Consider the following 14532-nt stretch of genomic DNA (forward strand, 5'->3'; position numbering starts at 1 on the left):
TCCAGCTCACATTTCATTATTTGCAGTAAAAAGTTTTCTCATCTCTGAAACGACAACCTGCTCCCTCTGGTCTTGTTTTACAAGTCGATGGCCAATAAAGCGATCGGCTGAAATCAAGCTATCAACCACTTTGGTAGTAATTTCAAAGGAGAACAGACCATGAAAGCATCACAACTGCTCTTGCCCACCTTATTGACACTTATCTCGCTTCAGGTGAACGCGGGAAGTCTGAGCGTAGGCGATAATCTGACTATCGAGTCAGTCAATGGGAAACTGGTAAATGCGCAGCAAATTCAACTGGATGAAGGTATTCATATGGTTGCCCTCAGGTTCAGTGACTTCTATGTCATCAATGCAGAAGATTCAAGTTGGGTACGATCCGACCCCTTGTTTACCAGAGTAAAAGTGAAAGCTGGCGAACAACTCGAACTCAACACCTCTCCATTATTTTCGGAAGAGGATGCCAGAGCGTTTCTGCAGGCGCCGCAAGTTAACGTTCAATCGAACAAAAGGCCTGATGGACAGCAGGTATTGATGAGCCAGGTGCAGCTTATCACCCAACTGTTTCAGGAAAAGTAATGGATAACGTGCACAAAGTGTTCGAACGGGAGTATTTGCATGAGTCAAATGAAACTTTTTCCATTCGGCGTTTGTCACATAAAGTAACTCCGGCATAATCCCAACTTTGCGATGAAACTGAGAATCGGAAAACTGGCAATATTGATAGCACTCCTGTGGCAACTTCTGGTCGCCTCAGTGTTTGCCATGCCCGCTTCGATGCTGGAGCAGATTCATCATGCCAACTCAGGTTCACATCACACTGAACTGACAGGTTCACAAACCGCGGAAGAAGACGAATGCTGTCTGCCATCCGCAACTGAACATTGCGGTCACCATTGCGTAACTCTATGGCTAAATCCAGACAAACCATTAGTTCCTTCTGAGTCTTCCGGAAATGGCAGAATACTCCAGCCTCATCAGCTCGCGATGACCGGATTACCTGCGGATATTAACCGCCCTCCAATTAAAAGTTAGTTCACTGCACTCTTGGTGCAGATCACTGTTTAGACACAATTAACTAACTATGATTCAACAGCAGATCGAAAATGGCAGGGCTATTTGCCCCTTCTTTTACGCCGTTCGATTGCAACTTTTATTGGAGAATAATAATGAAATCAACTATCCGTTTTTTTACTGCAATCACTATGTCACTGGCCACACTGGGCGCTCACGCGGCAACCCTCACCGTTGGCGATAACCTGATGATCGAATCCGTCAATGGTAAGGTCGTTGAAAATCAGCCTGCCACCCTGGGTGAAGGCACCCATCTGGTAGAGCTGAGATTCAGTGACCGTTACTACACCAATGCCGGTTCATCCGGAACCTGGGTGCAATCTGCTCCGCTTTTTACCCAGGTTACAGTTACCCAGAATGAGGTTTTGCAACTGGCAACGCCTGAACTCAAAACCGAGGCTGACGCGAGACAATATGTTAAGCAGCCGCGCGTATTGGTTAGCTCAGACACGGGTCGCAATGAGCAGTTGCAACTCAATACTCAGGCGCAGTTGATGACTCAATTGTTGACCCGTTCGTAATCTTAACTGTGAACAAGATCAACACCCTATGTTGATCTTGTGGTAGACTCAGATCGTCCATTGTCCGGAATGATTATGATTAACAGATTCAAATCACCACTGCTGTCACTACTGACCGTGCTTGCCCTTCTGGTGCAAGGCATGGCTTTTGGTGCTCAGACGATGGACTTGAATCAACAGATCGGTCATCAGGCCATGATGATGGACGACATGCATTGTGCCCCCCACAGCACTATGGATATGTCGGCGATGGACTGTTGCTCGACAGACACCCAGGCCAGCAGCAACTCCTGTTGTGAAGGTCAGGGAAGCTGTAGCGGCGACTGTATCCACTGCTTAAGCATTTCAGTGACCGGCACTCTGCTCAGCGACAGCTATTGGCCCGAGGCTCTGCCTCACGGCATATTGCTGAGCGCATATATACCTCACTTCCACTCCATATCTTTACCAATGGCACTTCGGCCTCCAATCGCCTGAAGCTGCTATACCCTGCCTGCTGTTTAAGGCCGGGGAGCGAAACCGGTACACCACCGGACATTTCAATACTGGTAATTAATTCAAGCCGTTTTCTCTGGCGGGTTAGCTGCACATGCGCTGCCACCATATGAAGTACACGGCCATCGACTCGATGGAGTGATAATAATGAAGACCCTGATCAACCTGGTTTTAACCACTTTTATTCTGTTCTCTGCCGCGCCTTCCATGGCGATGGACCATCATGCTGCTCATCAGGGCTATGAGTGTCCTATGCACCCTGAAGTGACCGGTGAGAAAGGCGACTCCTGCCCCAAGTGTGGTATGGACCTGGAGCCGGCAGCCAAGGAAGCAACCCACCACTGTCCTATGTGCCCCGGTGTTGAAGGCCATGCCGGTGACAGCTGCCACAAGTGCGGTATGGACCTGGAGCCAAAGGCAGCCTACGCCTGCCCTATGCACCCTGAAGTAACCGGAGAAAAAGGCGACTCCTGCCCTAAGTGTGGCATGGACCTGGAAGCGACTGCTAAAGGCCATGGCCATGGTCATGGTCATGGTCATATGAAGCACCACAAGCATCATTAATCCCGGGTGGAAGTGAGGTATCAATTATGAAAACCATCAAACCTGCAATAACCGCACGCAGCAAACATTCGGGTAAGGCCAGTGCCTGCCTGTTGGGACTGTCTTTGGCTTTCTCTCCTGTATATGCGGTGGCTGCCCAGCAGCATGAACACAATCATCAAGCCGAAGCCAGGGCTGAAGCTGCCCATTACTACTGTCCCATGCATCCGCAGGAAACCAGTGACCAGCCGGGTCGCTGCTCTATCTGTAAGATGTTTCTGGTAAAAGACGAGGCGGATTCCGGTGCAGATACAGCCAAAGCTGCCGACCATTACTACTGTCCCATGCACCCGGAAGAGACCAGCCACGAGCCGGGCCGCTGCTCTATATGCAAGATGTTCCTGGTAAAGGATGAAGAGCAGGAGGAGGAGACACATTCGGCTGCAGAGCACGCTGGCCATGACCATGCTGCTCACCAGCATCAGAGCACGACTCCTGCCGCCGACAAGGTATTCAATACCCCTCAGCCAGAGCCTCTGATCAAAGGCGGCGCTGCGCATCAGGGAGAGGGCAAAATCAAATATGTGTGCCCTATGCATCCGCAAATCGTCAGTGATGAACCAGCATCATGCCCTATCTGCGGCATGGATCTGGAGCCAGTGACCATGGCCGCAGATGCCCAGGAGATAAAGATCAATGTTTCCGGCGGTATGCAGCAGGCGTTGGCCCTGCGCACAGAGCCGGTTAAGCGCGGCACCATGTGGAAATATGTTCGCACAGTTGGTCAGGTGGATTATGACGAAAGCCAGATCGAACATGTGCACGCGAGAGTCACCGGCTGGATAGAGAAGCTGCAGGTCAGCGCCGCCGGTGAAGAAGTGAAAAAGGGCCAGTTACTGTATGAACTCTACTCTCCAGAGTTGGTGAATGCTCAGGATGACTACCTGCTGGCAATGGAGACGCTTACTCAGTCAAAGAACAGTAAGAACTATCAGGAGTTGGTGCGCAAAGCCGGCCTGCGGCTGGAACTGCTGGGCATGAGCAAAGCCCAGATAGAACGACTGGCCAAATCCGGCAAGAGCCAGTATCGCGTGCCCTTCTACGCCCAATCCAACGGCGTGGTGAAGAAGCTTAATGTTCGCGACGGCATGTATATACAACCTCAGACAGAGATCCTCTCCATGGTGGATCTATCCAAGGTATGGGTCATTGCCGATGTGTTTGAAAACGAACAAAGCTGGCTGGAAATAGGCCAGGAAGCTGAAGTCTCGGTTCCCGCCATGGGACTGCAGGATATCAAGGGCAGAGTTGATTACATCTATCCCGAACTGGACCCTGTGACCCGCAGCCTGAGAGTCCGTATCGTACTGGACAACCCCGGTGCTGATCTGCGCCCCAAGACACTGGCGAAAATCGCCCTGTTTGGTGGTGCCAAACGCAAAGCTTTGACCATCCCACAGGAAGCCCTGATCCAAACGGGTAAAGAAAACCGGGTGATCGTCAAACAGTCCGACAACAGCTTTGTCGCCCGTAAGGTCGATGTGGGCATGCAAAGCAAGGGCAAGGCAGAAATCCTCAAAGGTCTTGAAGAGGGAGAGCAGGTGGTGACATCCGGTCAGTTCCTGCTGGACTCTGAAGCCAGCCTCAAAGGCAGTCTGATGCGTTTGAGCTCAGGCCACCAGCACTAACGGGCGGAACTCATTATGTTGAAACGTATTATTGAAGCATCACTGCAGCAGCGCTTTATGGTGCTGATTCTGGCAGTGATGATCGCCGCCTGGGGTCTGCTGGAACTGCGTAAAACACCACTGGATGCCCTGCCGGACCTGTCTGATGTGCAGGTGATTATCAAAACCAGCTATCCGGGTCAGGCACCACAACTGGTGGAAGAGCAGGTCACCTACCCTCTGTCCACTGCCATGCTGGCAGTGCCGGGAGCGAAAACCGTCAGGGGCTACTCCTTCTTCGGTGACTCCTATGTGTATGTCATTTTTGAAGATGGCACTGATATCTACTGGGCCCGCTCACGGGTGCTTGAATATCTGAGCCAGGTCGCCAGCCGTTTACCCGACGGAGTTCAGCCAGCACTGGGACCGGATGCTTCCGGGGTGGGCTGGGTATACCAATACGCCCTGGTGGACCGCAGCGGCAAACTGGATTTGTCACAGCTCAAGAGTCTGCAAGACTGGTACCTCAAACTGGAACTTCAGAGTGTTGCCGGAGTATCCGAAGTGGCTACCGTAGGCGGCATGGAACTGACCTACCAGATAGTGCTGGATCCGGACAAACTGGCGCTGTACAAGCTGGATATCGCCTCGGTTAAAAATGCCATCAGCAAGGCTAACAGTGAAGCCGGTGGCTCTGTGGTTGAGATGGCCGAAGCCGAATATATGGTACGGGCAAAGGGCTATCGTCAGACTCTGGCCGACTTTGACCATATCCCTCTGGGTGTGACCAGTCCTTCCGGGACGCCACTCATGCTGAAAGATATCGCCACAGTGCGCAAAGGTCCTGCTGCCCGCCGCGGCATCGCCGAACTTGATGGTGTGGGTGAAGTTGTCGGTGGCATTGTAGTGATGCGATATGGCGAAAATGCCCTGAGCACAATCGACGCCGTAAAGGCCAAGCTGGAAGAGCTTAAGTCAGGTCTGCCTGAAGGGGTGGAGATAGTCACTACCTATGACAGATCCCAGCTGATCCTGGACTCGGTCGATAACCTGTTTAATAAGGTTGTTGAAGAGATGCTGGTTGTGGGTCTGGTGTGCCTGCTGTTCCTGCTCCATGCCCGCTCGACCCTGGTGGCTGTAGTGACCCTGCCGTTGTCGATTCTGATCGCCTTTATTGTGATGAATCATATGGGGGTCAATGCCAACATCATGAGCCTGGGTGGTATCGCCATTGCCATCGGTGCCGTCGTGGATGGCGCCATCGTGATGATCGAGAACCTGCACAAACACCTTGAGCACTTTAAAGAGCAGCACGGACGTGAGCCTGACACCAAAGAGCACTGGAAGATAGTCTCTGAAGCGTCGGTGGAAGTGGGGCCTGCGCTGTTTTTCTCGCTGCTGATTATTACCCTGAGTTTTATTCCCGTGTTTACCCTGGAAGCTCAGGAAGGACGCCTGTTCACGCCGCTGGCCTATACCAAGACCTTTGCCATGGCCGCTGCGGCAGTGCTGTCTATTACTCTGGTTCCGGTACTCATGGGCTACTTTATCCGGGGCAAGATACCGTCGGAGCAAAGCAACCCTATCAGCCGGGTACTGATCGCCCTGTACAAACCCGTACTGAAGCTGGTTCTGCGCTTTCCCAAATTTACCGTAGTGCTGGCACTGGTCGCTTTGTTCAGTGCCTGGTACCCCTACTCCCAGATGGGCAGAGAGTTTATGCCCGAGCTGGAAGAGGGTGACCTGCTCTACATGCCAACGACACTCCCGGGGATCAGCGCGGGCAAAGCGGCTGAAATTCTGCAACAGACAGATCGCCTGATTAAAACCGTGCCAGAGGTTGAACGTGTGTTCGGTAAAGTCGGTCGGGCAGAAACCGCAACCGACCCGGCACCACTGACCATGCTGGAAACCACTATTATGCTCAAGCCAAGGGATGAGTGGCGGGAAGGCATGACACTGGAAGGGATCATCGACCAGTTGCAGGCAACAGTGAAAGTGCCCGGTATGACCAACGCCTGGGTGCAGCCGATCAAAACCCGGATCGATATGCTTTCAACCGGTATTAAAACTCCTGTTGGCATTAAGATCACAGGTGCAGACGTGGAAGAGTTACAACGTATTGGCGCTGAAGTAGAGGCGATTCTGGCACCTCTGCCTGGCACGCAATCAGCCTATGCTGAAAGGGTTGGCGGTGGCCGTTACATTGATGTGACTCCCAAACTGGAGGTGGCTTCCCGATATGGCATGAGTCTGGCGGATATTCAGGATGTGGTGCGCCACGCCGTGGGCGGCATGAAGATAGGTGAGTCGATTCAGGGGGCTGAGCGTTACCCGATCAACCTGCGTTACCCAAGAGAGCTCAGGGATAATCTGGAGAAGCTCAGAGAGTTGCCTGTCATTACCAAAACCGGCCACTACCTGCCGCTGGCCAATCTGGCAGACCTGCAGATCACCGACGGCGCCCCCATGCTCAAAAGCGAGAACGGTCGACTCATCTCCTGGGTGTTTGTGGATATCAAAGGCATGTCTGTGGGTGAGTACATAGATCAGGCCAAAACTGCCCTGAATAGTCAGCTGCAGCTGCCTCCCAGATACAGCTACAGCTTTGCCGGTCAGTATGAGTATATGCAGCGGGTAGAAGCCAAGCTAAAGACAGTGGTACCCATGATGCTGGCGGTGATATTTATGCTGCTGATGATGACCTTTGGCTCAGCCGCCCAAGCCAGCGTTATCATGCTGAGTCTGCCTTTTGCGCTTGTGGGCTCAACCTGGCTGCTGTATCTGCTGGACTATAACCTGTCGGTCGCTGTCGCTGTGGGTATGATAGCCCTCGCTGGAGTCGCCGCGGAGTTTGGTGTGGTGATGTTGGTCTACCTCAACAACGCGATTAAGCAGCACAAGGCTGAGGGCAGATTCAATACCAAAGCCGATCTCAAGGATGCCCTGATTGAAGGTGCAGTGATGCGGATCCGCCCCAAGGCGATGACAGTTGCCACCATCTTCTTCGGCCTGCTGCCCATTATGTGGGGCTCAGGCAGCGGTAATGAGGTAATGCAAAAGATTGCGGCTCCTATGGTTGGCGGCATGGTGACGGCGCCGATATTGTCACTGTTTGTGCTACCGGCCCTTTATCTGCTGATATACGGCAGAAAGCTGAGTAACAGTCAGTAACAGCAAGGCCACCCAACACGGGTGGCCTTTTATTTAGGTTCAACCTAAAGACTGATTTGGCTTGTGGCACGTCAATAAAGCGAGCTTTTGAAATATAAATGAAACATAGCGCATCCATACTGGCTCCATCTCGCAAGCATACTTGATAGTCCACTTATCAATTTGTCGCTGAACTCCACTCCAGGGTTCGGCTTTTTTTTGCCTGCACTAAACTCAAATATCCGACTGATATCTTTTGTTATAATTCGCCAACTCTTCCCTATCCCAAGTCAATGATGAGACGTTTATTTACCGCATTGCTGCTGTGTTGCAGCTTGCCTGTTCTGGCCGCCCCGGCAACCGGCGAGTTTATCGCAGACAAAGCCTGCCCTCTGTATCAGTCAAAGAACAAGAAAACCAACCCGGGCAACCAGATGACAGCACCGGGTCAACGCTTGGAGATCAGAGAATACCTGGGCCAGGCTCAGGCGCCCGAGTGGGTTAGAGTAAACACCAGTGCCAGCAGCTCACCGGCGCGTTGGTTGTCGACCAGCTGCGGGCAACTAAAGGGGTTCACCCCAAAAGGGCAAAATGCAAAGGCTAGCAAAAGCCACAGTGGCGGCAGTTGCAACGCCCCGGATCAACATGACAGTTTTGTGCTGGCATTGAGTTGGCAGCCGGCATACTGCGCCATGGGCGGCAAAAGTAAGAGAGAGTGCAGAGCCCTGTCGCTCAATCCACTGGCAGACGCTCACAGTGAGTTCACCCTGCATGGTCTGTGGCCCAATAAAGCATCATGCGGTACCAAATATGGCTATTGTGGACAAGTCAGTCGTAAACCAAAGTCCTTTTGTGATTACCCCAGGTTGAAGATGTCTGCAGATGTCAGGGATGCACTGGAAGAGGTGATGCCAAGTGCCGAATATGGCACCTGTCTGCAGCGCCATGAGTTCTGGAAACACGGCACCTGTATGACCGACAGTGCCGACGAGTACTTTGCCGTATCTGTCACCCTGATCAATCAATTGAATCAGTCTGAGTTTGTTCAGCAATTTATCGACAGGAATATTGGCAGCAAGGTAACCCGCAGCGCCTGGCAACAGGCATTCGATAGCAGTTTTGGTCAGGGAGCACACCGTAAACTCAAGCTGCAATGCCGCAGCGGCATCCTGACGGAAGTTCAAGTGCAACTGCCAGTGTCACTGGATGCGCCTTTGCCGCAACTGCTTAAGCAGGCAGCTAATGCACAGCGCGGCTCCTGCCCAAGCACCTTCAGAATTGGCGATTAAACTGGGTCACTCAGGGTAATAACCGAGAACACCGCGCCTTGAGGGTCAGTGATCACAGCGAAGCGGCCAACACCGTCAATCTCTGTGGGAGGAACGCAAATCTCGCCGCCAAGTTCCTGAGCTTTGGCGGCAACCTGGTCACAATCTTCAACCCTGAAATACAGCATCCAGTGACTGGGAATATCTCCCCACTCCTCAGTCATAGGCATCACCCCACCAAAGGCGATATTGCCCTGCTCCAGTTCAGTGTAGGGCATGCCTTCCATATCCAACCGGCGTGATTGCCAGCCTAAAGCTTTTTGGTAAAAGGCCAGCGCTTCAGCATCCTGTCGGCAGGCAAGCTCGACCCAACACAGGGTATTGAGCTCGCCAAACTGGGCTGCACCATGATGATTTCCCGCCTCCCAAAGGCAGAAGGATGCACCTTCAAGATCTGAAATCATCGCCATACGGCCCGCCTCGCCCACCTGATGTGGCCCGGTCCGGATGATGGCACCACCCTCCTGCAGGGTATTGAGCACGGCATCCAGATCGTCCACCGCAAAGTAGAGGTTCCAACCGGGCACAATAAAATGCATCTCTTCGGTGACCTCATACATGGCCCCCAGTGTCTGTCCATTGAAGCTGTACATGGTATAAGCTCCCTCAGGCAGAGGAATATCCGCCAACTCCCAGCCGAGCAAAGACTCATAAAAGCGCCTCGCGGCGACCGCATCACTGGCTGCCAGCTCTGTCCAGCACGGCAACCCCTGAAGATATTGATTGATATTCATGTCAGCACTCCCTGTTGGCAATATGGCTTGGTGGGACAGCCCCATCAAAACGAACATTTTTTATTCAACTTAAGCTAACTTAGCGGTGTTACGTCATTTTTTCCAGATTGAACTACCAATGATGACAGATAGTTACAGGAAGAATCAAAGGATTTGAACTAGGCTGAAAGTTGGACTGTCATTACTTGAGGAAGCCCCGTGAGCGTAACAGCACATCAAATCCGCCTGGTGCAGGAGTCTTTTATGAAGGCGGCTCCCCATGCCGACAAATTAGCGGAGCATTTTTACAAAACCCTGTTTGAAGTAGCACCGGGTGTACGACCTCTGTTCGGCTCAGATTTAAGATCCCAGCAACGCAAACTAATTGTGATGCTCAAAGCCGCTGTAGAGGGGTTAAATGATCTGGACGCTCTGGTTCCTGTATTGAATGACTTGGCTCAACGGCATGTGAAATATGGCGCCAAACCAGAACACTTTACCCCTGTGGGCAATGCGCTGATATTCAGCCTCAAGTGTCAGCTTGGCGAAAAAGAGTTTAATTCTGAGGTAAAAGAAGCCTGGATCGCGGTAATCAGACTGGTGGCCAGTACCATGAAGCAAGCAATGAGACCCGCAGCATAGGCGGGTCTCATTTCGGCTGGGCAACGCCCTTGCGATAAGGGATTATTGCTTCACACACATGACGTGGTAAACGCCATCCTCCACTTCGGTCCCCTCGGTTTCATGCTCGAATCCGGGGAACTCCTTATCCCAAATTTCCAGACTCTTGAGATAGCCAATCTGAGGGCTGGAGTCATCACCGAAGTTCTCACCAGACATCAACATGGGAATACCCGGTGGATAGGGGATAACCGCGTTGGCCGCCACTCTGCCCGCCAGTTTATGGCTGGGCACCATCTCAACGTTATCTTCAACAATGGCCTGGAACGCTGAGCGGGGAGAAATATCGGCATGTGGCAGCGTGGAATAAGCCGCATTCAGCTTCTCTGATGGATTGTGGGTTCTCAGATAATTGAACATCTTGTCACCCAGGTCCTTCAGCCCCATACCGCCATAGGTCTCAGGATTGCCATTAACCAGGCCAGGCAATACATCCTCCAGCGCTGTATTGGCATCATAGTGCTTCTTGAACGACAGCAGGGTATTTACCAGGGTCGCCCACTTACCCTTGGTGATCCCCATGGAGAACAGGAACATTACCTGGAAGTCTGTGGTACGGGTAGGAATAATGCCAAAACGCCCCAAATATTGGGTAACCAGCGCGGCGGGCACACCGGTCGACAGCAAATTGCCATCATCCCCCATACCGGGAGCCAGAATACTCACCTTGATGGGATCCAGCATACACCAATCAGCCGGCATATCTTTAAAGCCGTGCCACGCATCACCAGGGTGCATCTTCCAGCAATCCTGATCAGTCACCAATAACTCTGGTGGCGCCTCTTCAAACGGGTAGGTCTTTCCAGTGGCGGGATCTGTTACCGTTTCTGCATTCCAGGGCTTGAAGAACCAGTCTTTATCATCCTGATACTCCTTGTGCAGGCGTCCCATCGCCTGACGGAAATCCACCGCCTCACGAATCACCTCTGTGGTCAGCGACAGACCACGGTTACCATCCATTTGCGACACAGCAATATCATTTGAAGCTGCAATAGCGTAGAGCGGAGAGGTGGTAGCGTGCATCATGTAGGCTTGGTTGAATCGCTGAAAATCAATGGCATCTTTACCATGACGTATATGCAGTAAAGAGGCCTGAGAGAGCGCGTTCAACAGTTTATGAGTTGAGTGGGTAGCAAAAATAGTTGGGCCATCGTAATCAGGATCCGGCTCACCACGCATCGCATAGTGATCTTCATACACAGGGTTGAATCTGGCATAACCATACCAGGCTTCATCGAAGTGAATACGGTTACTGCTTTCAGACAGGATCTCCTGTGCCCGCTTGGCGTTGTAACAAAGGCCGTCGTAGGTACAGTTGGTCAGCACAGCATAAGGCGCGACCTTGCCCGCCTCACTTTTGGTCATCTCGTTGGCTTTGGCCGTGGCTTCCAGCGCAGCTTTGGTCATCTGTTCAGGGTAGATGGGACCAATGATGCCGTAACGGTTACGGGTGGGTACCATATAAACTGGCAAAGCCCCGGAGAGCATTAAGCCCTGCTCGATGGACTTGTGGCAGTTTCTGTCACAGATGGCCAGGGTGTTTTCCTTCATACAGATCTGCATGATGGTTCGGTTGGAGCCTGAAGTCCCGGTCACCAGGGAATAGGAGGAATCAGCCCCAAATACCTTGGCCGCATAACGTTCACTGTCACCAAAAGCGCCGGTGTGGTCCAACATAGAGCCCAGATTACCCCGCTCAATCCCCATATCGGTACGGAACAGACCTTCACCGTAATAGCTGTAAAAACGCTGCCCCGCCGGTGTCTTGGTAAAACCAACACCACCCTGGTGACCTGGCGCAGCCCAGGAGTACTCATGCACATCGTCATACTTCATAAAAGCAGACATCAGCGGCGGCAACTGGCGCTCACGGTATCTCTGCATCGCCGCCATAGCACGGCCGGCAATAAAATCAGGGGTGTCTTCCAGAATCCACGCAAATTCATCGACATTGGCCATCAGCTCGCGACTGACCGTCAGGGTGATCTTTTTACGTTCCGCCAACAGAAACACAGGCACATTCTGCTGACGTTGATTAAGTTTCTGAATTAGAGAAAAGAAGTGTTCATTTTCATCCTGTTGCGAGCCACTCATTGACGAGGTCAACATTAAGCAGTCAATGGCGATATTGGCATTCAGGATGGAATAGCAGTCGTCATAGGAACTGGCAACTGAGACCTTGGCACCGGCTTCAGACAGCTCCTCTATCAGGCGGCTGATCGCGTTACCCACAACCCCCTGCTTGGTTACCTCTTCCAGGATCAGGACAGTATATTTTTTCCCGTAACTTCTCATTGGCCATACTCCAGCATAATTCACTTAGATTAATCGGATATAACCCCGCCTACAGATATAAGCGAAGAGCAATTCACATTGGTTATTCAGGGTTAATGAACAGCAATAAAGACATTATTGTGAGGTTTCTGTATTGGAGAACTGAGAGTAAGTCATTAACTTAGAAGATCTGCAGCCACTTTGACAAATATAATTATTTATTTAGATTACATACAGATAGCCACAAAAACAAAACTTTACCCCGTAAATTCATACACTTAAAATGCGAACAACATCCAAACACCATACTAAACACCTAAGCCATTAATTTTAATACGCCTTTATACTTACACTCCGTACAAGTTAAAAAACATTTGTATTCTTTAAGGTATTTTTTCTACACTGCTGTACTTACAAAATAATTCTATTCTCTCTCCTGTGTAACTCTAGAGTCATTTATTGTTGCGACAATTGCTCATAAATAACGATTAAAACTAGATAGTTATAAATATCAGAAAGGCGGTGCCGTAAGTCAGTTGCGGGAAGCACTGTTTGAAGTGCCTTTAGCGAGCTGGCTGCCCCGAACTTTCACTCTTATATTTGGCAATGCAGTCGTTTGACGTTGCCGGGCTTATGGAACGATCTGGATCTACGGAAGGCGCTGCTCGTCCAGGCAGATCTGTGGCTATCTGTCCCGCCATGATGCTTTGATGCGCGCCTTCCCAAATAACCTGGGAGTAAAAACGAATGGCATCTGAATCCAATAAAATGGGCTTGGTTGGCCTGACCACAATTGTCACGGTCAATATGATGGGGTCCGGGATTATTATGTTACCCGCCAGCCTTGCTCAAACCGGTGCGATATCACTCTTGAGTTGGCTGGTAACCGCAGTGGGCGCCATGTGTATCGCCTATGCCTTTGCCAAATGCGGTATGTATTGCACCAAGGATGGCGGTATGTCGGCGTACTCGGCCGAGGCTCATGGCAAGTCCTCCTTCTTTATTGCGTCATACACCTACTATGTCTGTCTGGTAATCAGTGCCGTGGCCATTGCGGTTTCGGCGGCAGGTTATCTTGAAGAGTTTATCCCCTGGCTAAAAGAGAAGCCCATCAACACCTTTGTTGGTGTGGTTGTGATTTTGATTGTGACCATGATAGCCAACTTCAAGGGCCCCAAAATTACCGGCCAGATCTCTGCATTTACCGTATGGGGCATCATTATCCCCGTGGTGGGCCTGTCGGTCATTGGTTGGTTCTGGTTCGACCCTCAGCTGTTTAAATCAGCCTGGAATCCCCATGAGATGACCACCATGGATGCCATCTCTTCCGGTATCGCGCTGACACTGTGGGCCTTCCTGGGGATTGAGTCTGCGGGAGCCAACTCGGGAACGGTAGAAAACCCCCAAAAGAATGTCCCCCTTGCCTGTATGCTGGCAACCAGCTTCACCGCGATTGTTTATATCACCTCCACTGCAGTGATTCAGGGTATTGTCCCCAATGCAGAGCTGGCCAAATCAGATGCGCCATTCGGTTTGGTTTATACCTATATGTTCAGCAAGGAAGTGGGTCTGGTGATCACCGCGCTGGCCGTAATCGCCTGTATTGGTTCCCTGTTGGGCTGGCAGTTCACCAATGCCCAGGTTTCCAGGGCTGCCGCCGACATTAAGCTGTTCCCCAAGATCTTTGGTGAAGTCAGCAAGGACAATGCGCCTATCAAGGGCATGATGATTATGCTGGCGTTGGAGCTGGTGCTTGCGGTCATGACCATATCTCCGACTCTGGTCAAACAGTTCAACGTACTGGTGAACCTGGCTGTGTTTATTAATATGGTACCCTATATCCTGTCGCTTACCGGTCTGGAAGTTATCCTGCGAACCAATAATGCCAGCAGTAAGGAGTACAAGATTGGCTCCATCGTCGGCACACTGGCCGTGGTTTACAGTATTTATGGCGTGTATGCCTGTGGCGAGGAAGCCGTGTTTTACGGCGTGATAGTGACCCTGTTTGGCTATATCTTCTATGGCTTTATCGCCGCCAGAGATGCGGTGCCTGCCAGCAAAGCCTGATGGTCATAAGATATTA

The 14532-nt window shown here is 51.4% G+C and carries 11 protein-coding genes; 9 read left to right on the top strand and 2 right to left on the bottom strand.

Annotated features, from left to right (window positions below):
* Positions 1–159 precede the first annotated feature (159 nt).
* The 7 genes from ACFOE0_RS12390 to ACFOE0_RS12420 all read left to right on the top strand — a co-directional run bounded on the left by ACFOE0_RS12390 (position 160) and on the right by ACFOE0_RS12420 (position 8742).
* Complete coding sequence (locus tag ACFOE0_RS12390; RefSeq protein WP_248936917.1) at positions 160–579, top strand: DUF2057 family protein; 420 nt, start codon at positions 160–162, stop codon at positions 577–579.
* A 590-nt stretch (positions 580–1169) separates the two neighbouring features.
* Positions 1170–1595 carry a DUF2057 family protein gene (locus tag ACFOE0_RS12395; protein ID WP_248936916.1) on the top strand — a complete coding sequence of 142 codons (426 nt, stop codon included), beginning with the start codon at positions 1170–1172 and terminating at the stop codon, positions 1593–1595.
* A 75-nt stretch (positions 1596–1670) separates the two neighbouring features.
* Positions 1671–2072 carry a hypothetical protein gene (locus tag ACFOE0_RS12400; protein WP_248936915.1) on the top strand — a complete coding sequence of 134 codons (402 nt, stop codon included), beginning with the start codon at positions 1671–1673 and terminating at the stop codon, positions 2070–2072.
* 165 nt (positions 2073–2237) lie between these two features.
* Positions 2238–2654 carry a heavy metal-binding domain-containing protein gene (locus tag ACFOE0_RS12405; RefSeq protein ID WP_248936914.1) on the top strand — a complete coding sequence of 139 codons (417 nt, stop codon included), beginning with the start codon at positions 2238–2240 and terminating at the stop codon, positions 2652–2654.
* A gap of 26 nt (positions 2655–2680) precedes the next feature.
* Entirely contained in the window at positions 2681–4321 is a 1641-nt protein-coding gene (locus ACFOE0_RS12410; RefSeq protein WP_248936913.1) for an efflux RND transporter periplasmic adaptor subunit, read from the top strand.
* Positions 4322–4336: 15 nt separating this feature from the next.
* Entirely contained in the window at positions 4337–7474 is a 3138-nt protein-coding gene (locus ACFOE0_RS12415; RefSeq protein WP_248936912.1) for an efflux RND transporter permease subunit, read from the top strand.
* A gap of 272 nt (positions 7475–7746) precedes the next feature.
* Positions 7747–8742 carry a ribonuclease T2 family protein gene (locus ACFOE0_RS12420; RefSeq protein ID WP_248936911.1) on the top strand — a complete coding sequence of 332 codons (996 nt, stop codon included), beginning with the start codon at positions 7747–7749 and terminating at the stop codon, positions 8740–8742.
* Here the strand turns inward: ACFOE0_RS12420 and ACFOE0_RS12425 are convergent.
* Positions 8739–9515, bottom strand: a complete 777-nt coding sequence (locus tag ACFOE0_RS12425) for a VOC family protein (protein ID WP_248936910.1) — start codon at positions 9513–9515, stop codon at positions 8739–8741. The two genes, ACFOE0_RS12420 and ACFOE0_RS12425, sit on opposite strands and share 4 nt — an antisense overlap.
* A gap of 198 nt (positions 9516–9713) precedes the next feature.
* Between ACFOE0_RS12425 and ACFOE0_RS12430 the strand changes: the two genes are divergently transcribed.
* Entirely contained in the window at positions 9714–10136 is a 423-nt protein-coding gene (locus ACFOE0_RS12430; protein ID WP_248936909.1) for a globin family protein, read from the top strand.
* 42 nt (positions 10137–10178) lie between these two features.
* Here ACFOE0_RS12430 and adiA read toward each other — a convergent pair whose 3' ends face one another.
* Positions 10179–12470, bottom strand: coding sequence for an arginine decarboxylase (gene adiA / locus ACFOE0_RS12435; protein ID WP_248936908.1), 2292 nt, complete (start codon positions 12468–12470; stop codon positions 10179–10181).
* A gap of 726 nt (positions 12471–13196) precedes the next feature.
* On the opposite strand from adiA, the gene potE reads away from it, so the two are divergent.
* Positions 13197–14516, top strand: a complete 1320-nt coding sequence (potE, locus tag ACFOE0_RS12440; RefSeq protein ID WP_248936907.1) for a putrescine-ornithine antiporter — start codon at positions 13197–13199, stop codon at positions 14514–14516.
* Positions 14517–14532: the final 16 nt, after the last annotated feature.

The organism is Shewanella submarina (genome assembly GCF_042646185.1).
GTDB lineage: Bacteria > Pseudomonadota > Gammaproteobacteria > Enterobacterales > Shewanellaceae > Shewanella > Shewanella corallii.

Coding starts and splice junctions, on each gene's coding strand:
- ACFOE0_RS12400 (WP_248936915.1), top strand. CDS start 1,671: ATGATTAACAGATTCAAATCACCACTGCTGTCACTACTGACCGTGCTT.
- ACFOE0_RS12420 (WP_248936911.1), top strand. CDS start 7,747: ATGATGAGACGTTTATTTACCGCATTGCTGCTGTGTTGCAGCTTGCCT.
- ACFOE0_RS12410 (WP_248936913.1), top strand. CDS start 2,681: ATGAAAACCATCAAACCTGCAATAACCGCACGCAGCAAACATTCGGGT.
- ACFOE0_RS12405 (WP_248936914.1), top strand. CDS start 2,238: ATGAAGACCCTGATCAACCTGGTTTTAACCACTTTTATTCTGTTCTCT.
- potE (WP_248936907.1), top strand. CDS start 13,197: ATGGCATCTGAATCCAATAAAATGGGCTTGGTTGGCCTGACCACAATT.
- ACFOE0_RS12415 (WP_248936912.1), top strand. CDS start 4,337: ATGTTGAAACGTATTATTGAAGCATCACTGCAGCAGCGCTTTATGGTG.
- ACFOE0_RS12425 (WP_248936910.1), bottom strand. CDS start 9,515: ATGAATATCAATCAATATCTTCAGGGGTTGCCGTGCTGGACAGAGCTG.
- ACFOE0_RS12390 (WP_248936917.1), top strand. CDS start 160: ATGAAAGCATCACAACTGCTCTTGCCCACCTTATTGACACTTATCTCG.
- ACFOE0_RS12395 (WP_248936916.1), top strand. CDS start 1,170: ATGAAATCAACTATCCGTTTTTTTACTGCAATCACTATGTCACTGGCC.
- adiA (WP_248936908.1), bottom strand. CDS start 12,470: ATGAGAAGTTACGGGAAAAAATATACTGTCCTGATCCTGGAAGAGGTA.